Source organism: Cribrihabitans marinus (assembly GCF_900109035.1).
GTDB classification, from domain to species: domain Bacteria; phylum Pseudomonadota; class Alphaproteobacteria; order Rhodobacterales; family Rhodobacteraceae; genus Cribrihabitans; species Cribrihabitans marinus.
In genome coordinates this window covers 71,479-91,191 of the sequence record NZ_FNYD01000009.1, presented here as the reverse complement: position 1 = coordinate 91,191, position 19,713 = coordinate 71,479, and the positions used below count along the sequence as shown (strand labels likewise).

18 protein-coding genes and 1 tRNA gene are annotated in these 19,713 nt (G+C 68.0%); 4 read left to right on the top strand and 15 right to left on the bottom strand.

All coding sequences use genetic code 11. The features are described 5' to 3' along the window. Positions 1-34 precede the first annotated feature (34 nt). The 6 genes from BMX57_RS15465 to BMX57_RS15440 form a co-directional block, all read right to left on the bottom strand. Positions 35-1,624, bottom strand: coding sequence for a peptide ABC transporter substrate-binding protein (locus BMX57_RS15465; protein ID WP_092369090.1), 1,590 nt, complete (start codon positions 1,622-1,624; stop codon positions 35-37). A 215-nt stretch (positions 1,625-1,839) separates the two neighbouring features. Next, a complete protein-coding gene (locus BMX57_RS15460) occupies positions 1,840-3,519 on the bottom strand; it encodes a Na/Pi cotransporter family protein (RefSeq protein ID WP_092369087.1) in 1,680 nt (559 codons plus the stop codon). A gap of 118 nt (positions 3,520-3,637) precedes the next feature. Continuing rightward, positions 3,638-4,993 (bottom strand): (R)-1-hydroxy-2-aminoethylphosphonate ammonia-lyase, encoded by a 1,356-nt coding sequence (gene pbfA / locus BMX57_RS15455; protein ID WP_229724260.1) that lies wholly within the window; start codon positions 4,991-4,993, stop codon positions 3,638-3,640. Continuing rightward, positions 4,990-6,441 (bottom strand): phosphonoacetaldehyde dehydrogenase, encoded by a 1,452-nt coding sequence (gene phnY / locus BMX57_RS15450; RefSeq protein ID WP_092369081.1) that lies wholly within the window; start codon positions 6,439-6,441, stop codon positions 4,990-4,992. Before phnY ends, pbfA begins: the two co-directional genes overlap by 4 nt. Then, entirely contained in the window at positions 6,438-7,697 is a 1,260-nt protein-coding gene (gene phnA / locus BMX57_RS15445) for a phosphonoacetate hydrolase (protein ID WP_092369078.1), read from the bottom strand. Before phnA ends, phnY begins: the two co-directional genes overlap by 4 nt. A gap of 19 nt (positions 7,698-7,716) precedes the next feature. After that, positions 7,717-8,901 (bottom strand): 2-aminoethylphosphonate--pyruvate transaminase, encoded by a 1,185-nt coding sequence (locus tag BMX57_RS15440; RefSeq protein ID WP_092369075.1) that lies wholly within the window; start codon positions 8,899-8,901, stop codon positions 7,717-7,719. Between the two features lie 104 nt (positions 8,902-9,005). Here BMX57_RS15440 and BMX57_RS15435 point away from each other — a divergent pair, with 104 nt between their 5' ends. Continuing rightward, the gene (locus BMX57_RS15435) at positions 9,006-9,866 is read left to right on the top strand and encodes a LysR substrate-binding domain-containing protein (RefSeq protein WP_092369071.1); all 861 of its coding nucleotides are present in this window, start codon (positions 9,006-9,008) and stop codon (positions 9,864-9,866) included. Positions 9,867-9,896: 30 nt separating this feature from the next. On the opposite strand, the gene BMX57_RS15430 is transcribed toward BMX57_RS15435, so the two are convergent. From BMX57_RS15430 to BMX57_RS15405, 6 genes are all read right to left on the bottom strand, one after another. Further along, positions 9,897-11,789 carry a PhoX family protein gene (locus BMX57_RS15430; protein ID WP_092369068.1) on the bottom strand — a complete coding sequence of 631 codons (1,893 nt, stop codon included), beginning with the start codon at positions 11,787-11,789 and terminating at the stop codon, positions 9,897-9,899. 84 nt (positions 11,790-11,873) lie between these two features. Continuing rightward, positions 11,874-12,974, bottom strand: coding sequence for a molybdenum ABC transporter ATP-binding protein (modC, locus tag BMX57_RS15425; protein WP_092369065.1), 1,101 nt, complete (start codon positions 12,972-12,974; stop codon positions 11,874-11,876). Further along, positions 12,971-13,663 (bottom strand): molybdate ABC transporter permease subunit, encoded by a 693-nt coding sequence (gene modB, locus BMX57_RS15420; protein WP_092369062.1) that lies wholly within the window; start codon positions 13,661-13,663, stop codon positions 12,971-12,973. Before modB ends, modC begins: the two co-directional genes overlap by 4 nt. A gap of 8 nt (positions 13,664-13,671) precedes the next feature. Then, a complete protein-coding gene (gene modA, locus BMX57_RS15415; RefSeq protein ID WP_092369059.1) occupies positions 13,672-14,451 on the bottom strand; it encodes a molybdate ABC transporter substrate-binding protein in 780 nt (259 codons plus the stop codon). A 69-nt stretch (positions 14,452-14,520) separates the two neighbouring features. Next, positions 14,521-14,886: a winged helix-turn-helix domain-containing protein gene (locus BMX57_RS15410; protein WP_092369319.1), complete on the bottom strand. Its 366-nt coding sequence runs from the start codon at positions 14,884-14,886 to the stop codon at positions 14,521-14,523. A 91-nt stretch (positions 14,887-14,977) separates the two neighbouring features. Next, positions 14,978-15,053: transfer RNA gene (locus BMX57_RS15405), tRNA-Trp, on the bottom strand. Positions 15,054-15,207: 154 nt separating this feature from the next. Here BMX57_RS15405 and BMX57_RS15400 point away from each other — a divergent pair. Then, a complete protein-coding gene (locus BMX57_RS15400) occupies positions 15,208-15,909 on the top strand; it encodes a lysophospholipid acyltransferase family protein (protein WP_092369316.1) in 702 nt (233 codons plus the stop codon). Between the two features lie 8 nt (positions 15,910-15,917). Here the strand turns inward: BMX57_RS15400 and fosX are convergent, their stop codons facing one another. Genes fosX through BMX57_RS15385 form a run of 3 tightly spaced genes read right to left on the bottom strand, consistent with a single transcriptional unit; the run spans position 15,918 to position 18,177 of the window. Then, positions 15,918-16,322, bottom strand: a complete 405-nt coding sequence (gene fosX / locus BMX57_RS15395; protein WP_092369056.1) for a FosX/FosE/FosI family fosfomycin resistance hydrolase — start codon at positions 16,320-16,322, stop codon at positions 15,918-15,920. Positions 16,323-16,354: 32 nt separating this feature from the next. Further along, positions 16,355-17,302 (bottom strand): DMT family transporter, encoded by a 948-nt coding sequence (locus BMX57_RS15390; protein ID WP_092369313.1) that lies wholly within the window; start codon positions 17,300-17,302, stop codon positions 16,355-16,357. Next, positions 17,299-18,177 (bottom strand): LysR family transcriptional regulator, encoded by an 879-nt coding sequence (locus BMX57_RS15385; RefSeq protein ID WP_092369053.1) that lies wholly within the window; start codon positions 18,175-18,177, stop codon positions 17,299-17,301. The genes BMX57_RS15390 and BMX57_RS15385 overlap by 4 nt, the downstream gene beginning before the upstream one ends. 122 nt (positions 18,178-18,299) lie before the next feature. On the opposite strand from BMX57_RS15385, the gene BMX57_RS15380 reads away from it, so the two are divergent. Continuing rightward, entirely contained in the window at positions 18,300-18,881 is a 582-nt protein-coding gene (locus tag BMX57_RS15380) for an FMN-dependent NADH-azoreductase (protein ID WP_092369051.1), read from the top strand. A 66-nt stretch (positions 18,882-18,947) separates the two neighbouring features. Further along, on the top strand, positions 18,948-19,706 hold the full coding sequence (locus BMX57_RS15375; protein ID WP_229724259.1) for an aspartate/glutamate racemase family protein: 759 nt from the start codon (positions 18,948-18,950) through the stop codon (positions 19,704-19,706). The last annotated feature ends 7 nt before the right edge of the window (positions 19,707-19,713 follow it).

Here is a 19,713-nt window from a genome sequence, read left to right as displayed (position 1 = left end):
GCGCCGGATTGCTGCCCGGCGCCGCCCGATGCGTTTATTCCGAGAGGCTCAGATAACGCGATGCGTGCACGTTCTGGATGTTGTCTTCCCAGCCCGACAGGTTGGGGGACACAAGCGAACGCGAGGAGTAGTAGAGAAGCGGAATGAAGGGCAGATCGCGCATGAACAGCGCCTCGGCCTTCTTCAGGATCTCCGACCGTTTCTCGAGGTCGGTTTCGGCCGCCGCCTCGTCCATCAACTGGTCGTATTCGGCGTTGTCATAGCGGGCATAGTTGAACCCGTCATTGTCCGACTCGACCATGAACAGGAAGTTCTGCGGGTCGGAGTAATCCCCGATCCAGCCAGCGCGGGCCACGTCGAAATCGCCCCGGTCGCGCAGATGCGCGTAGTGGGCCGAGGCGTCACGCACGTTGAACTCGACATTCACGCCCAGGTTCGACCACATGTCGGCGATCGCGGTGGCCGCGTTCTTGTGGTTCTCCGAGGTGTTGTACATCAGCTCGATCGTGACCGGGCTGTCGGGGCTCACGCCCTTGGCTTCGAGGATCTCGGCGGCCTTGTCCTCGCGGTCCAGCATCGACATGCCGAAATACTCGATCTCGGGCGAGCCGCCGCTGTAGTTGCCGATCCCCGGCGGCACGAAGCTCTCGGCCGGCACCATCGTGCCCTGGAAGATCTCTTCGGCCAGGAACACGCGGTCGATCGCCATCGACAGCGCTTGACGCACTTCCGGATCAGCCAGGAACTCGTCCTCGTGATTCAACGCATAGTAGTAGGTGCCCAGATAGGGCGCCACGCGCACCGCGTCGCCATGCTCGTCCTTCAGACGTGCGATATCCTCGGCCGGCAGGTCGGAACAGCTGTGCACCTCGCCCGCTTCCCAGGCCCGCACGCAGGTGGCGCGGTCCTCGAACGGCAGGTAGTTCACCATGTCCAGGGCCACGTCGTCGGCACCGTGGAAGTTCTCGTTCTTCTTCAGCACGATCTTGTCGTTGAGGATGTTCGCGTCCAGAACGAACGCGCCGTTCGACACCATCTTGCCGGGCTGCACGAAATCGGCGCCATGCTCCTCGACCGAGGCGGGATGCACCGGCAGGCCGGTCTGGTGGGTCAGCAGCTCGATGAAGAACGGGGTCGGCTGGCCCAGCTTGATCTCCAGCGTCTTGTCATCGACCGCGGTGACGCCCATCGACTCGGGCTCGGCCTCGCCCTTGTTGACGGCCTCGGCGTTTTCGATGGGATAGAGGATGTTGGCGTATTTCGCGCCGGTCTCGGGCTTCATGATCCGCTGCAGCGAATAGACGAAATCCTGCGCTGTGACCGGATCGCCATTCGACCACATGGCATCCTCGCGCAGCTTGAAGGTATAGGTCAGACCGTCATCCGACACTTCCCATTCCTCGGCCACGCCAGGGGCCACTTCGGCGCTGGGGGTGTAGACCACCAGGCCCTCGTAGAGATCGCGCAGGATGTTGGCCTCGGCCACGGTCGAGGTCTTGTGCTGGTCCAGCGTCTCGGGGTTGCCGTCATTGCCGCGCATGTAGGTCGCGGCGCTGGCCGCGCCCGCCATGCCGGCCACGATCGTGGCCGATAGCAGTGCGGACTTCATGGTTCTGTGAAACATCAGAATCCCTCCCTGGGTTCGTTTCGATGGGCAAAGGTAACGCCGCCATTCGCCAAGTGACAAGCAGCTTGCAGGCAGGATCATGGCTGCAAAGCCCAAGGCGCAGGATTCCACCGAAAGTTGCGCACGACCTTGGGTCACAAGCAACTTTTCATCGCTGACCTTACGACGCGCCGGCGCGCGGTCGCGCGCGCGCGATTCGTGCGCTCGGCGAACTAGTCGGCCAGTTCGTCGTCCATGTTGGCGATAAGCCTTGTGTCCAGCAGCTGCCCCTCGCGGAACAGGATCGGATAGGCAACGGCGGTGATCTGGCTGTTGAATTCCTTCAGCGCATGCGCGGTCTCCAGGTGCACGTCGCTGGACTGGAAACTGACCTGTTCGCCGGCGCTCAGCCGTTGCAGGTGCTTCTTGCGGCTGGCCCGGTGCAGGCGGCGCATCTCGTCCTTTTCGGTCAGCAGCAGCCGGGCGCTCTCGGGGTCGTTCGAGACCAGAACTTGGGCAGCCAGCCGCATGTTCTGCAGAACGCGGTCATGCAGCGCCTGCAATTCGCGCTGGCCTTCCTTGGAAAAGCGCAGGCCCTTCTCGGCCTTTTCGGCGGCCAGCGGCAGCAGCGACTTGACCACGATGTCGCCCGCCGCCTCGAGCGCGATGGCGTATTCCAGCAGTTCGCGCAGTTCCTTCTCGTCGGATTTACGCATCTTGTCCGAGGGCAGACCGGCGGCATAGCGGCGCACGCCGTCCAGCGCCTCGTTGACGATGCTGTCCTTGGCCCGGATCGCCTTCATCCGGGCGCGGTCGAATTCGCTGAACAGCTCCATCGCCGGCGTCATCATCTCCTCGACCACCTGCTCCATCCGAAGCACCTCGCGCCGCAGCCCGGCCAGCGCGATTGCCGGCCGGCTGAGCGCCGTGGGGTCCAGGGAGGAGCGGTAGTGCAGCGGCACCTCGCTTTCCGGCGGCACCGGCAGATCCGGGAACAGGGTCAGCGCAGGCCGCTCGACCAGCGCGCAGAACGGCAGCGCCACGACCAGCAGGACGGCATTGAACAGCACGTGAACCACGACCAGCGCCTGCCCCGGCGGCATCGCGGGCAACGTGTCCAGCACCGGCAGACGGTTGACCAGAAGAAGCGCGACGATGGCCCAGGCCCCGCGCAATGCCAGGTTGGTCGCCGGTAGGCGGCGCGCGGACGGCTCCATCGCCCGCGACAACCACACCGGGATCAGCGCCGACCCGAGGTTGGCCCCCAGGAGCAGCGACAGCCCCGCCGCAACCGGCAACGCCCCGGTGGCAACCACGGTGACGCACATCAGGATCGCGGCGACCGAGGAATGCATGATGAAGGCCAGCGCCGCGCCGGCCAGAAACGCGGTCACATAGTCGCGCTCCAGATACGCGGCTACTGCCGGCAGCACCTGGCTGTCGCGGATCGGCTCCATCGTCTCGCGCAGGAATTCCAGCGCGATCAGAATGAATGCGATGCCCAGGATGATCCGCCCGGCCTGGCGCAGGTTGCGCCGCTCCGAGCGCAGGAACATCACCCCACCGACCGCCAGCAGCACGGGTATCACCTCCTGCAGGTTCAGCGACAGCACCTGGATCAGCAGGGCCGAGCCCAGATCCGCGCCCAGGATCACGGCCAGTCCGGTGGCGAAGGCCAGCCCTCCGGCCCCGGCGAAACCCGCGACCAGCAGCGCTACCGCCGCCGAGCTTTGCAGCACGATGGCCAGCACCATGCCCATCGCCGCCGCCGGCACCGGCCCGCGCGGGGTGGTCACCAGGGTTCGGAAGGCCGGGCCGAGCGCGCGCTCGATTCCGGTCCGCACCATGCGCACCGCGAACAGCAGAAGCATCGTGGCCCCGGCCAGATGCACGATGAAGGTCAGTATCGCCATCGACGAGCGGACTCCGGCCTTTTGCTTGAAACGGGCGGCCCCCCGCCGGGGCCACCACAAAATTTATCCAGCGACAGTAACGGATTGCCAGTCCGAGTGACAGGGTTCACCGGAGCGGCTATCGCGCCGCGTCCTGCACCGCGTCGCGCACGATGTCCAACGCCCGGGTCAGATCGGCGCGCTCGATGGTCATCGGCGGCGACAGGGTCAGCACGTTCCCGGCGCTGATCTTGAAAGACAGTCCGGCCGCCAGGCAGGCATAGTAGATCCGTTCGGCCAGTTCCGGCGCGGGTGTGCGGCTGTCGCGGTCGCGCACGATCTCGACGCCGAACATCGCGCCGCGCCCACGGATGTCGCCGGCGATCGGGCAGCCCTCCAGATCGGTGTGCAGACGCTCCAGCGCGTGCCGGCCCAGCTCGGCGGCCCGGGCGACCAGGTCCTCGTCCTCGATGATCTGCAACGTGGTCAGCGCGGCGCGCGCCGTGACCGGGTTCTTCTCGTGGGTGTAATGCCCGATGGCGAAGTCGCCGGCGACGTTCAGCCCCTCGCGGGCGATCACCGCGGCCACCGGCAGGATGCCGCCGCCCAGCGCCTTGCCCAGGGTCACGATATCCGGCGTGATCCCGTCATGGTCGAAGGCGAACATGCGCCCGGTCTTGCCCAGCCCGGTCGGGATCTCGTCCATGATCAGCAGCGCGCCATGCCTGTGGCAGGCGGCCTGCACCTCGGCCCAGTACCCCGGCGGCGGCACCACTGGCACCGCGCGCATCGGCTCGGCGATCACCGCGGCCACATCGCCCTCGCGGCCAAGGACGAAATCGACCATCTTCGCGCAGGCCAGCCCGCAATGCTCGGGTCCCGGATGCCCGTAGGCGCAGCGATAGCAGTTGAATGGCGCGACATGCTCGGCCCCCGGCAGCAGCGGCCCGGCCACATGGCTGCGGAACGTGGCCTCGCCGCCCACGCTGGCCGCGCCGAACCCCGCGCCGTGGAACGCATCCCAGAAGCTGAGCGTCTTGAACCGGCCGGTGGCCGCCCGCGCCAGCCGCAGCGCCACCTCGTTGGCATCCGACCCGCCGGTGGTGAACAGCACCCGCGACAGGTCTTCGGGCGCCAGCGCGCCCAGCCGCTCGGCCAGGTCGACCGAGACGTCATTGGTGAACCGCCTGGGGCTGAACGGCAGGCTGTCCAGCTGGTCCTTGATCGCCGCCACCAGGCGGGGGTGGCCATAGCCGATGTGATGCACAGAGTTGCCGTGGAAATCCATGAACCGCCGCCCGGCGGTATCCTTGATCCAGATCCCCTCGGCCCGCGCGATGGTCGAGACACAGGGCGAGGACAGCGACTGGTGCAGGAAGGCGTCGGCGTCGCGCCGCAACAGCGCGCGCGTCGGCCCGTCCCGCTCGCGCGCCGCCCAGTCGGCCCGCGCTTCCGAGGTGTTCGACTCGCCTTCTGTATGCAGCGTCGTACTCACGGCCAGGGCAGCGAATAGGTCTTCACGTTGGTGAAGAACTTCATCGCCTCCAGCACGCCTTCCTTGACCCCGTTGCCGCTGTCCTTGATGCCGCCGAAGGGCGACATCTCGATCCGGTATCCGGGCTGTTCCCAGATGTTTACCGTGCCCACGTCCAACCCCTCGATATAGGCCTGCATGCGCCGGAAATCGTTGGTGCAGACGCCCGAGGACAGGCCGAACGGCGTGGCGTTCGAGATCCGCATCACCTCGGCGTCGTCGTCGGGCACCCGCACGATGGGCACGATGGGGCCGAAGGTCTCCTCCATCACCAACTCGCTGTCATGCGGCACGTGATCGACCACGATGGGCGGCAAAAGCGCCCCCTGGCGGCCGGGATCATAGAGCACCTCGGCGCCCTGCTCGGCCGCCATGTGAACGCGCTTCTCGAACATCTCGGCCGCCTGGGCATGGATCACGCAGCCCAGCTGCGTCTCGGGATCCATCGGATCGCCGAAGCGGATCGCCCTGGCCTTCTCCAGGATGATCGGCACGATCCGGTCGGCCACGCCCTGCTGCACCAGGATCCGCTTGACCGCGGTGCAGCGTTGCCCGGAATTGCCGGTCGCGCCGGCCACGGCGATGGTCGCGGCCTCTTCCAGGTCGGACTCATCCAGGTCGTTGAGAATGATCAGCGGGTCGTTGCCGCCCAGCTCCAGCGCGGTGCGCTTGTAGCCTGCCTTGCCTGCAATCATCTTGCCGACCGGCACGCCGCCGGTGAAGGTGATGATGTCGATATGCTCGTTGGTGATCATCTCGTCACCGATATCGGCCGGCCAGCCGGTGACGATCTGGAACATCTCGGGCGGCAGCCCCGCTTCGTAGAGGATGTCGGCCAGGGTGATCGCGGTCAGCGGCGTCAACTCGGTCGGCTTGCAGACGACGCAATTGTTGGTGGCGATGGCCGGCGCGATCTTGTGCGCGACCATGTTCAGCGGATGGTTGAACGGGGTGATCGCGCTGATCGCGCGCACCGGCTCGCGCTTGGTGTAGATCTTGCGCGCCTTGCCATGCGGGGTCAGGTCGCAGGAAAATATCTGCCCGTCATCCTGGATCGCCAGCTGACCGGCCAGCGTGAACACGTCATAACTGCGCCCGGCCTCATAGAGCGCATGCTGCTTGCAGATGCCCAGCTCCAGCGTCAGCCAATGTGCGATCTCCTCGCGGCGCGCGCGGATCAGTTCGGCGGCGCGGAACAGGATCTGCTGGCGCTCGTAGCGGGTCAGTGTCGGCGTATACCCCGCGGCGATCTCGAACGCGCGGGCGGCATGTTGGGCGCCGCCGGCGGGCACCGTGCCGATCACCTCGTCGGTATAGGGATAGCGCACCTCGACCACGGCATCGGTGAACACCTTTTCGCCGCCGATGCGCATGGCCTCGTTGCGGATGGCGGCCTGGGGCTTGTTCATGCCGGAACCTCCTGCAACGCCGCCGCGGCACAGGCGTAGTGGAACGCGTCGAAATTGCGCAGCTCGGGCGCGCCGGGCAGCTCCAGCACCCGGTTGACGATGAACGGCACCTCCTGCTCGGTCAGCCCGCCGTGGCTGCGCAGCGGCTCCTTCAGGGCGGCCAGGTCGTGCCGATTCTCCGAGGTGCCGATGGTCATGGTCTCGCCCGAGATCATCACGATGTCGCCGATCCGGTCGGCCGGCAGTTCGAAGCGGCGCACCGCCGCGTCGCGGTCCATCACCTCGATGATGCCGTGCACCGCCTGCAGCCGGGCGATGATGTCGGCGGTATCGGCCCCCTCGGGCAGATAGGCGGTGGCAAACGCGCCCAGCGCCCCGTGATGCACCACATAGGGGTCGGTGATCGGCAGGATCACCCGCGCGGCCGCCGTGCCCAGCCAGTCGTCCAGCAGGTCCTGCGCATAGACGACATTGGGCGCGCCCGCCGCATCGTGCTTGGGCTTCATCCCGTGATCCGCCGTCACCACGATCGCCGCGCCCAGCGCGTCCAGCTCGCCCAGGTAGCGGTCGAACATGACATAGAAGTCCTTGGCGCCCTGCTGCTCGGGCGCGAACTTGTGCTGGATGTAGTCGGTGGTCGACAGGTACATCAGGTCGGGCTGCCAGTCCTTCAACAGCTTGACGCCGGCAGCGAACACGAACTCGGACAGGTCGGCGGAATAGACCTCGGGCACCGGGCGGCCCAGCCAGGCGCTGGCATCCTCGATACCGTTCTCGGCCCTGGTCGCCTGGTCGGATTTCTCGGAGGAAAAGCAGATCGCCCGATCCTCGTCAAAGCGCAGCCCCGCGCCCAGCAGCGCGCGCAGCTTGTCCTTGGCCGTCACCACCGCGACCCGTGCCCCGGCCTCGTAGAATTTCGAGAACACCGTCGGCGCGCGCAGGAAGCGCACGTCATTCATCATCACCTCTTCGCCGGTCTCCGGCTCGAACAGGTAATTGCCGCAGATGCCGTGTACGGCGGGCGGCCGCCCGGTGGCGATTGACAGGTTGTTGGGGTTGGTGAAGGACGGGATCACCGAATGCGCCAGCCGGTCGGTGCCGGTTTCGCGGATGCGCTTGAGATTGGGCATCAGCCCCTCGGCGATGGCCACGTCCAGATAGGCGGGCTCGCAGCCGTCCAGGCAGATCGCGACCGCGCAGACGCGCGGCGCGGGATAGGTTCGGCCGTTTGCCGTGACCTCGGTTGAAATGGGCATGGTCCTTTTATCCTTCGTATCAGGCAGCGAGTTTCTTGCGTTCTTCCAGCGCCTTGGCCGGCGGGGCGGCGCTGGCGACCCCCATCTCGGCCAGGGCATCGCCGGCGGCCTCGACCACCTGGCGCATCACGTGCTCGTCCATCCGCCCGATGCAGCCCAGGCGGAAACTGTCCACCACCGTCAGCTTGCCGGGATAGATGATGAATCCCTTGTCCTTCATCAGCTCGTAGAACCGGCCGAACTCGAATGCCGGGTCGGCGGGGCAGAAGAAGGTGACGATGATCGGCGACAGCCAGTGCGAATTCAGCAGCGTCTCGAACCCCTGCGCGCGCATTCCCGAGACCAGCACATCGCGGTTGCGGACATAGCGGGCACCGCGCGCGGCGACCCCGCCCTCGGCCTCGTGCAGGCGCAGCGCGGTGACGAAGGCCGCAACCACATGGGTCGGCGGCGTGAACCGCCATTGGCCGGTCCTTTCCATATGCGCCCATTGCGCATGCACATCCAGCGACAGCGAATGCGCCCTGCCCTGCGCCGCCTCAAGCTCGGAGGTCCGGGCGATGACGAAGCCGAAGCCGGGCACGCCCTCGATGCACTTGTTGGCCGAGGATACGAAGGCCGCGCATTCCAGCTCGGCGGGGTTCAGCGGCAGCGCGCCAAAGGCCGACATGCTGTCGATCAGCAGCTTGCGCCCGGCCCCGCGGGTCGCCGCCGCGATCTCCTCGATCGGGTTCAGGATGCCGGAACTGGTCTCGCAGTGAATCGCCAGCACATGGGAGATCGCCGGGTCGTCGGCCAGGATCCGCGCCACCTCGTCGCCGCGCGGCGGCAGGTAGTCGCCCTTGTCCAGAACCACCTTGTCACGGCCCAGATAGTCCAGCGTCGTTGCCGCACGCTGCCCGTAGGCGCCGTTGGCCAGCACCAGCACCTTGCCGTCGCGCGGCACGAAACTGCCCAGCATCGCCTCGACCGCAAAACTGCCCGAGCCCTGGATCGGCACGCAATCGTAATCCGCATTGCCCGGCCCCAGCATCGCCAGCAGCCGGTCGCGCATGTCGCGGGTCATGGCGCGGAAATCATCGTCCCAGCTGCCCCAGTCCCGCAGCATGGCCTGCTTGACCTCCTCGGCGGTGGTCAGCGGCCCCGGCGTCAGCAGGTAGGGCTCTCCCAGGCGCGGCGGCGGAAACGGCTCGGCAGAAGTCATGGGGTGGCTCCACGGTCAGGATGTGCGGGCAGATTGACCGCGACCGACCTATATGTAAAATCACCATATTCTATCCAACCATAGGTTTCGTGGATATACCTGCCATGCGCTACACGCAGCTTCGCGCCTTTCACAACGTCGCACTTCAGGGCGGGTTCTCGCGCGCGGCCGCCGCGCTCAACCAGAGCCAGCCGTCGCTGTCCGAACAGGTGCGCCGGCTGGAGCAGGATCACGACGTGCTGCTGTTCCACCGCGAGGGACGGCGCATCCGCCTGACCGAGGCGGGCGAGGAGCTGTTGCTGCTGACCAAGCGCTTCTTCGAATGCGAGGAGGGGATATCGGAATACCTGCGCCAGTCGCGGGCGGCGGTGCACGGCACGCTGAGGATCGTCGCCGATTCCGCGCTGCATGTAAGCGGTATCCTGCGCGCCTTCCGCGCCCGTCACCCGGATGTCTTCGTGCAGATCAGCAGCGGCAATTCCGGGCAGGTCCTGTCCGCCCTGCGCAACTACGATGCCGAGATCGGCATCCTGGGCAGCTTCGAATCCGCCCCCGACCTGGAAGCCGTGACCCTGGGCGCATCGCCCATCGTCGGAATCGCCGCGCGCGGGCTGCTGCCCCGCGGTACGAAATCCCTGTCGCTGGAGGATCTGGCGGACCACCCGCTGGTCTTTCGCGAAACCGGATCGCACACGCGGCAGATGGTCGAGCAGGCCGCCCGCCGGGCCGGTCTGCGCCTGCGCCCCGCGATCGAGGTCGAGGGGCGCGAGGCCATGCGCGAGATCGTGGCCACCGGCGGCGGCATCGGCTTCACCTCCGAGGCCGAGATGGGCCACGATCCGCGGATCGAGCGGTTTGCGCTGGCCGGTGTCACGCTGGAGATGACCGAAACGCTGGTCTACCTGACCATGCGCCGAGATCTCCGCGTGATCCGCGGGTTTCTCAAGATGATCCCCGGCGGCTGACCGCCGGGGGCCGTGACCCCCGCGCCGGCCTCAGCCGATCAGGCCGTTATCGGCGCGCTTGACCACGATCACCGAGGAGCGGGGCAGCCCGGTGCCGTCCGGCCAGCTGCCGCCGGGATGCTGGATTCCCACGAACATCGACCGCCGGTCCGCAGACCAGGCCAGGCCCGTCACCTCGCAGCCATTGGGCCCGGTCATGAACCGCGCGATCTCGCCGGTCACCGGATCGCCGGCCAGCATCTGGTTATTGCCCTGCCCGGCAAATTCGCCCTCGTTGCTGTCGTCGCCATCGGTCTGGATCCAGACCAGACCGGCGCTGTCGAACGCCATGCCGTCGGGCGAGTTGAACATGTTGCCGGGCGTGATGTTCTCGGACCCGCCATAGGCGTTGTCATAGACCTCGGGATTGCCCGCCATCACGTAGAGATCCCAATCGAACGTATCCGCCGCATGGTCGTCGTCATGCGGCCGCCAGCGCACGATCTGGCCGTAACGGTTGGTCTCGCGCGGGTTGGGGCCGTTGGCCGGGGTCTCGTCGCCGCCGGCATTGGGTTTCACGCCCCGGTTCTTGTTGTTGGTCAGGCAGCAATAGGCCTCGACCGCATGGGGATTGGCCGAAATCCACTCGGGCCGGTCCATCGTGGTCGCGCCCACCGCCGATCCGGCCATCCGGGCGAAGATCAGGATCTCGGCCGCCTCCATGCCGGTGCTTTCGGGCGTCAGGGCCAGCCATTCACCGGTGCCGTCCTCGTCGAACCGCGCGACCGACAGGGTGCCGTCATCCAGCAGCCCCTCGGTCGAACCGCCGGGCCGGTAGACGCCGTTCGACACGAAGCGGTAGAGGAACTCGCCGCGCTCGTCGTCGCCCATATAGACCACCACGCGCCCGTCCGCGGCCAGCACGACCTCGGCATTCTCGTGCTTGAACCGGCCCAGGCCGGTATGTTTGACCGGGGTGCTGTCGGGATCGGTCGGGTCGATCTCGACCACCCAGCCGGCGCGATGCGGCTCGTTGGGGTTTGCCGAGACATCGAACCGCGCATCCCACTTGTGATAGTCATAGCCCCAGCCGTCGGCGCCGATGCCATAGCGCTCAAAACCCGCCTGAACCGGCCCCGCCACGTCGATCTCGCCGGTGGCCCCGAAATAGCCGTTGAAGTTCTCTTCGCAGGTCAGATAGGTGCCCCAGGGCGTCCGGCCCGACCCGCAATTGTTCAGCGTGCCCAGCGCGGCGGTTCCGGTCGGGTCGGCGTCCGTCTTCAGCAGGTCATGCCCGGCCGCCGGCCCGACGAGCTTCATCGGCGTGTTGTGGTGGATCCGGCGGTTGAAGGGGCTGTCCCGGACAACCTCCCAGCCCTTCTCGCCCTCGCGGACCTCCATCACCGTCACGCCCTGCAGGTTCTGCAGCTTGCGCACGTCGCCCTCACTGGCGGGTGTGCCCTCCTGCCCGGCCGGCAGGTTGATCTTGCGGTTGGTGTATTCGTGGTTGATGGCGATCAGTTGGTGGCCGCGATAGGAGAATGTCTCCATCCCGTCCGTATTCTCGCCAAAGACCCGGTCCGAGTGCTCCACCGGGCCACCTTCGGCGACGTCATAACCTTCGGCGTCGGAAAACAGCGGATCGCCCCAGCGCGCCAGCACCTGCCAGCCATAGCCCTCGGGCAGGTGGATCTCGTCATCGGTCTGGATCGGGATCGGCGTGAACGGGAACCGGCTGGCCTCCATTGCCCGCGCCGCGCTGCTGGACAGAAGACCGCTGCCCATCACCGCCGCGCCGGAGCCGAAGGCCAGCACGCCGCCCAGAAACCCGCGCCGGGACAACGACCGCTCGACCACCCGGTCGAACTCGTTTTCTTCGGGGCGCGGAAATGTCATCTCGTCCCAATCGTCCGCCGAGAGGGTGGTGAGGTCGATACCGGTCATGTGCGTGGCTCCTGAGTCGCTTGCAGGTTGGGTTTCGCCGAACCGATAGCGGCGGAACATGACACTCTCTTGACGGCTCGACATCTAAGGCCCGCCGAGCGGCCGGCCACCCACATCCTCGGGCGCGATCGCCACGGACTTCAGGACCGCGTGGCAGGCGGCGCCCACATCCAGCCCGAGCGCCTGCGCCGAACGCCGGGTGATCCGCGCCAGCAAGGCCCCGGCATCGGTATCGAGCGTCACCATCATCCCCGGCCCCTCGCCCGCGCGGATCGCCGCGACCCGGCCGGGCAGGATGTTGAGTGCAGAAAGACCCTCGGGCCGGGCCCGCGACAGGATCACGTCATGCGCCGCAATCCGCAGCCGGACCTGCGCGCCCGCCGCCGGCGCAATGCGGGGCACGAAAAGCGGCAGGCCGCCCGCGACCAGCTCGGTCAGGCCATCGGGCAGCTGCCGGACCACCTCGGCCTCGATGAGGGCACCGACCGCGCGCACTCCGGTGGGCATAACGGCCGGGTCGGCCAGAACCTCGGTCGCCGGTCCCTGGCGGATCGTCCGGCCCTCCTGCAGCACCACGACCGAACTGGCCAGCCGTGCCACCTCGGCCACCGAATGGGTGACATAGAGGATCGGCACCGCCACCTCGTCGCGCACCCGCTCCAGATAGGTCAGGATCTCGCCCTTGCGGGCCTCGTCCAGCGCCGCCAGCGGCTCGTCGGCCAGAATCATCTCGGGCCGGGCCAGCAGGGCACGGCCAATCGCCACCCGCTGCTTTTCGCCGCCTGACAGCAGGGCGGGCCGGCGGTCCAGCAGATGCCCGATGCCCAGCAAATCGACCACATGCGCGGGATCCTCGGCCCCGGGTCCGCGCGGTGCGAACCAGCGGCCGAAAGCCAGGTTCTGCCGCACTGTCATATGCGGGAACAGCCGCGCCTCCTGAAAGATGTAGCCGAGCCTGCGGCGATGCGGCGGCACCCAGATGCCCGCCTGCGTGTCGAACAGGACGCGGCCGTCCAGGGCCACCCGCCCCCGGTCGGGGCGCAGAAGGCCGGCCACCGCGTTGACCACCGTGGTCTTGCCCGCGCCCGACCGGCCGAACAGCACCGTGACCCCGCGCGGCACCTCGAATGAGATATCCAGCGCCAGGTCCGGCAGCGCGTGGGTCAGGGCGACCTCCAGGCTCATGTGCCCGCCACCCGGCGCGCGACCCGGCGCGACACCGCCTCGGAGATCAGCAGCGCGCCCATCGCCACCGCGACCGAGATCACCACAAGCCGCATCGCCGCCGGCTCGCCGCCGGGCACCTGCAGGAAGGCATAGACTGCCGAGGGCAGCGTCTGCGTCTGGCCGGGGATGTTGGAGACAAAGGTGATGGTGGCCCCGAACTCGCCCATCGCCTTGGCGAAACCCAGCACCGCACCGGCCACCATCCCCGGCAGGATCATCGGCAGCGTCACCGTCACGAAAACCCAGACGCGAGAGGCGCCCAGCGTGGCGGCGGCCTGTTCCAGCCTGGGATCCACCGCCTCGATCGACAGGCGGATCGCCCGCACCAGCAGCGGAAATCCCATGATCCCCGCCGCCAGTGCCGCCCCGGTCCAGCGAAAGGCGAACTCGATCCCCAAAGGCTCGAGCAACCGGCCCAGCGGCCCGTTGGGACCAAAGCCCAGCAGCAGCAGGTAGCCGGTCACCACCGGCGGCAGCACCAGCGGCAGATGCACCAGCCCGTTGAGGATCTGCTTGCCCGGAAAGTCCCGGCGCGCCAGCACATGCGCCACAGCGATCCCCGGCGGCAGCGCGCAGAGCGTCGCCCAGATCGACACCTTGAGCGACAGCGCCACGGCCTGCCAGCCCTCGGGCCCCAGCCAGTCCACGATCCCGCTCACTCCGTCACCGGGACGAAACCGTGCCGCGCCAGCACCTCTTGCGCCGCCGCGCCGCGCAGATGGGACAGAAACGCCGCCGCTTCGCCCGTGCGCCCGGCCACCGCCGCCGCCGGATAGCGGATCGGCGGGTGGCTGCCGTCAGGAAAGCGGCCCAGCACCCGCACCCGAGGCTCGACCGCGGCGTCGGTGGCATAGACGATGCCCAGCGGCGCCGCGCCGGTGGCCACCAGCGCCAGTGCCGCGCGCACGTTGTCGGCCTGTGCCACATGCGGTGCCACCGCCCGCCATTGCCCCAGCTGCTGCAACGCCGCCTTGCCGTAGATCCCCGCCGGCACCGCATCGACCAGCGCCATGGCCAGCCGCCCGCCCTCCAGCCGGTCGGAGAGGTCCATCTCCGGCCCGATATCCAGCGGTGCGGCCTGCGCATCATGCGCGATCAGCACCAGCCGGTTGCCGGCCAGGTCGAAACGGCTGGCCGCATCCATCCGCCCCGCATCCTGAAGCTGATCCATCCAGTCGGGGCTGGCCGAAATGAACAGGTCCGCCGGCGCGCCCTGCTGGATCTGCCGCGCCAGCGCCGACGACCCGGCATGAGAGGCCACCACTTTCTGCCCCGTCTCGGCAGTGTAGAGCGCGGCAATCTCGTCCAGCGCGGTCTTGAGGCTGGCGGCGGCAAAGACCGTCACCGCCTCGGCCCGCGCGACACCGGGCAAGACCAGCCCCAGCAGGACGGCAAGGCACAAAATCGGCCCGCGCAGGGTGCCGGACTGGAACATGATCGGGGGATTCTCCGGGTCGTTATGTATCACCGGGAATATCGGTGGCGCGGACCGGGCGCGCAAGGGCTAATCTCCGGCCGGCCCCAGCAGCGCGCGCAGATCCTGCAATGGGTCACTTGCCGCCCGCCGCGCCTCGGCCTCGGCGGCGCGGTAGGCCGCAAGGACGGCGCGCCCGGTCTTGGTCAGCGTCGCGCCGCCGCCGCGCACTCCGCCCCGGCTGCTTTCCACCACCGGATCGCGGAACATCGCGTTCAGCGTCTCGACCAACTGCCACGCCCGGCGATAGCTCATGCCCATGCGCCGCCCCGCCGCCGCGATCGAGCCGGTCTCGGCAATATGCTCCAGCAACTCTGCCTTGCCCGGCCCGACCCAGTCGCCGGGGCCGAGATAGACACGCAGGCGCAGGCGGGGAAAGTCGGAAAACTGCATCATGCCCCGGACCTTGCCGCGATTGGCGCGCAGCGGCAACGCCAAAGCGCTCCGGCACCGTGACCGGCCGAATTCGTCACGTCATGTCGGGAAATGGCAGGGGCAGCAGGGTTCGAACCCGCGACCTACGGTTTTGGAGACCGTCGCTCTACCAACTGAGCTATACCCCTAGCGCGCCCTCAAATAGGACAGCGCGGCACGGGTGACAAGAGGGATTTTTGCCGCCCGCGCGCCTCTGTCGTCCGACAAACAGGTTGCGCCTTCCGGCGGTTTACGGGCAGAACGTCCCCCGCCGTGTTCCGCATCGCGCACAAGGGAAAAACCGTGAGCCTGCGAAAGAAGATTGCCGACAGCGAAGCCGTGCAGAACTGGGTCGCCCGGCGCATCGCCTCCTATTTTCGGCTGGTCCATCGCAGCTCGCGCTGGCAGCGCATCGGATTCGAGACGCTTGACGCGCTGGTCGACGACGGCGAACCGGTGATCGTCGTTCTGTGGCACCAACGGCTAACGCAATCGCCCTATCTCTTCCCGCTCGACAAAGCGCCGATCTGCACGATCACATCGTCGGCACGGGCCGGCAGCATGGCCGGCCGGGTCCAGCAACTCTTCGGCATGGACACGATCGCGATGTCCAGCCACAAGCGCCATGTGGCGCTCTCGCGCGAGGTGCTGGGCAAGATCCGGCAGGGCATCTCGATCGGCATCGCCGCCGACGGCCCGCGCGGTCCCGAGCGGGTTTGCTCGACCGTGCCACTGATCTGGGCACGGACCTCGGGCAAAAGGGTTTTCGCGGTCACCTATTCAGCGCGAAACGCGCACGAGGCGGGAACCTGGGACCGGCTGTTCTTGCCGCGCCCCTGGACCGAAGGCGTCATACTGTGCCGCGAATGGACCCAGTCCGTGCCGCGCAAGGCCGACGCCGACCAGATCGAGGCGCTGCGGCTGGATCTGCAAGCCCTGCTCAACGATCTGACCGCCGAGGCCGACCGCATGGTCGGACGCACGCCGAACAGCGGCGAGGGCTGAACCGCGCATCAGCCCTGCCGGTAGCGCCGCAAGCGATCCTCCAGCGTGCCTGTATGCAGCTCGAACAGGTGGTTGTCGTGGTCGTGGAAATAGATCGACTGACCCTCGCCCGCGACCCGCGGACGGCCCTCGCGCACGTCCAGCCCCAGCGACCGGATGCGGCGCAAGCGGTCGTCATACTCCTCGGGCGCCATTTTGAACGCGACGTGGTTGTAGGTTCGATCCGGCAGCGGATCGCCCTCCATCGTCGCGACCCAGATGCCGGCGATGTCGAAGAAGCGTTCGCGCGACACCGAGAATGTCCGGTCTCCGCTGTCATAGATGCGCCGCGCGTCCAGCACGGTTGTCAGGATCCGTTCCATCCGGTCCAGGTCGCGCACCACGAAGGTCATGTGGCTCAGGCCCTCGATCATCGCTGCTCCCTTCTGCTTGCATCGGCCCCCGATCAAGCTGCCGGCGGCGCGCCCGAGGACGGCGCCCGCGTCCCGCGCGGCCGCCCTGCGCGCGGCCGGTCGGGATCCGGCCTGAGCAGCATCCGCAGCGCCACGATCGTCAGCGACACCCCGACCATCACCAGCCAGCGCGGCGCGCCGTGGCCCAGCGCGATTTCCCACAGGATCACCCAGCTGGGCGTGAGATAGGTATAGGCCATCACCTTGGCCGAGGGCAGGCGCATGGCGGCATATTGCGTCAGCACGAAGGTCGCGGCGCTGGCAAAGACGGCAACATAGAGGATCGTGACCCAGACCAGCGGCCTCAGCCCGGCCCAGTCGGTGGCGCGCAGGGCGGGCCAGCCGATCACGGTCAGCACGGCGCAGCCCGCAAGCAGCGTGCCCAGCGTGAACACCACCGCCGGCTCGCCCCGGTTCAGCCGCCGCACCATCGGGATATAGACCGCATGCGCCACGCAGCCCACGAAATAGATCGCCTCGCCGCGCCCGACCTCGAAGGCGCGCAGCGCGCTCCAGTCGGCGCGGAAGATCACCCAGAGCGCGCCCAGAGCGCCGATGCACAGCGCCGACGCCGTGCGCGCGGTCGTCACCTGGCGCAGAATGACCCACCCGGCCAGTGCCGCCACCATGGGCGTCAGGGTGAACACCGCCGCCGCGCTCACCGGCGGCGCGGTCTTGAGACCCTCGAACATCAACACGAAATAGGCGGCGAAAGTGCCGCCCAGCACCAGGTAGCGCCACGGGGCGGCCAGCGCGCTGCGCGGCACGCCGGTTGTCGCCGCCGCAACCGCCGCGATCACCAGGGCGGCGATGGCGAACCGCACAGCCGTCAGCGCCAGCGGAGCCATCTCGTTCGCGACCAGGCTGCCCAGCGAGAAGCTGCCCGCGACCAGCGCCGAAAAGCACAGCATCGCAAGGTGGCCGCGCGCCTCGCCGCTCAGGGGCACCACGCCCTGGCCTCCTGCTTGATGAAGGACAGAAAGCTCTGGACCTTGGTGCTGCGGTGCAGGTCCACATGGGTGACGAGCCACAGCTTGCTGGTCCAGTCCTCCTGCGGGCCCATGATCTCGACCAGGTCGGGATGGCGCGCCGCCTGCCAGTGCGCCATGAACCCGATCCCGGCCCCGGCCAGGATCGCCTCCTGCAGGGTCTGGCCGTTGGTGCCGCGGAACCGGATCGCCTCGGCCGGCACGTTGGCCCGGAGCCAGACCGAGAAGGGTGCCCGGCTGCTCGCGTCGTCGCTGCCGACAAAGCTGTGCCCGTCGAACCCGGCCACGCTGTCGGGCTTGCCGTGCTCGGCCACATAGGCGCGGCTGGCATAGAGGCCGGTCTCGAGCGAGATGAAGGGCTGCACCACGTTGTCCGGCTGCTCGGGCGCGGCGCCGGCGCGGATCGCCACATGCGCCTCGCCATATTCCAGCCGGAACAGCCGGTCGCCGGTCAGATAGCGCACGATCAGCCCGGGATGCGCGGCCTGGAACTTGGCCAGTGCCGGCGCCACCAGCGGCGCGATGGTGGTCAGAGAGGTCACGACCAGCTCGCCCGTCACGTCGTCACCCTGCCCCTTCAGCCGCCCGGCCAGCTGGCTGAGCTGATCGTCGGTCGCCTGGGCCACGCGCAGCAGGTCCTGCCCCGCTTCGGTCGCGGTATAGCCCCGCGCATGGCGCTGGAACAGCTTGACCCCCAGCCGCCCCTCGATGGCGTCGATATGGCGGATCACCGTGGCGTGATGCACGCCCAGAACCTCGGCCGCGCCGCTGACCGTGCCCATCCGCGCCACCTGATAGGCCGTGCGCACCTCGTCCCAATTGTCCATCACCGGCCGTCCCGCTTATGTGCAATTTCCAACACAAACTGTTTGAAACTCGGTATTGCGTGAATTTTTGCAAAGATCAAGTCTGTCTCACCAGACCCCATCCGTTTCAGGAGATCACAAGGATGACCACCACAGTCTTGCATATCGACGCCTCCGCCCGCCGTCAGGGTTCGGTCACGCGCAGCCTCTCGCAGCGCATCGTGACCCGGCTTGCCCCCGATCGCATCATCCGCCGCGACCTGACGACCGCCCTGCCGCAGATCACCGGCGACTGGATCGCGGCCAACCAGACCCCAGCCGACCAGCGCAGCGCGGACCAGCGCGCCGAACTGGCCCAGTCCGATGCGCTGCTCGCCGAACTGCAGGCCTCCGACACGGTCGTGATCGGCCTGCCGGTCTACAATTTCTCGGTGCCCGCCGCGCTCAAGGCGTGGATCGACCTGGTGGCCCGGGCCGGAATCAGCTTCCGCTATACCGAACAGGGCCCCGTCGGCCTCTTGACCGGCAAGCGGGCCATCCTTGCCGTGGCATCGGGCGGCACGCAGGTGGGGTCCGAGATCGACTTTGCCACCACCTACATGCGCCACATCCTGGGTTTTGTCGGCATCACCGACGTGCAGATCGTGGCCGCCGACCGCATGGCGCTCGACCCCGAGGCCGCGCTGTCCTCGGCCAACCAGGCGGCCGACCGGCTCGCCGCCTGAACGGCATGCGCCGCCGGGCTGGACCCGCGGTCCGCGGCGGCGCATTCTGGGCGCCGGGCACAGAGTTTGGGGCGGCGGCATGAAGAAGATCGGCATTCTGGGCGGCGTCGGCTGGGCCTCGACATCGACTACTACCGCGCGATCTGCGAGGGCGCCGGCCGCCATTTCGCCGCCCGTGGTGCCACCTCGCCGCTGCCGGTGCCGCCGATGACCATCGAATCGGTCACCCAGGCACAGACGCGCGCCCTGCGCGGCATGCCCGGGGACGAGGCCAGCTGGGACGGCTTTGACGCGGTGTTCCGCGCGGCCCTGCTGACGCTGGAACGCGCGGGATGCGATTTCGGCCTGATCGCCAGCAACACGCCGCATATGCGCCTGCACGCGATCCGCCGGGGCGTGACGATGCCGATCCTGTCGATCTTCGACGCCGCCGCCCGCGCCACGGCAGAAACCGGGGCCACGCGCGCGCTGGTCCTGGGCACCTCGGTCACCATGCGGGCGCCGCACTATGCCGAGGCGCTTGCCGCCCACGGTGTCACCGCGAATGACCCGCTGGCCGAGGACGACATGGACGAGATGCAGGCACTGATCGACACCGATTTCCACGGCGGCGCCTCGGACCGGGCGCGCGAGCGCCTGCTTGCGATCTGCCGCCGCCATGCGGGGCCGGATCAGGTCATCCTGCTGGCCTGCACCGAGTTGCCTCTGGCCTTTCCCGGCCATCTCGACGACCAGCAGTTCCGGGCCGGCGGGTTCCACTTCCTCAACCCCTCTGCCGCCCATGTCGCCGCCGCGCTGGAGCGGTCTCTGGCCGAAGACAGCTGATCCCGGA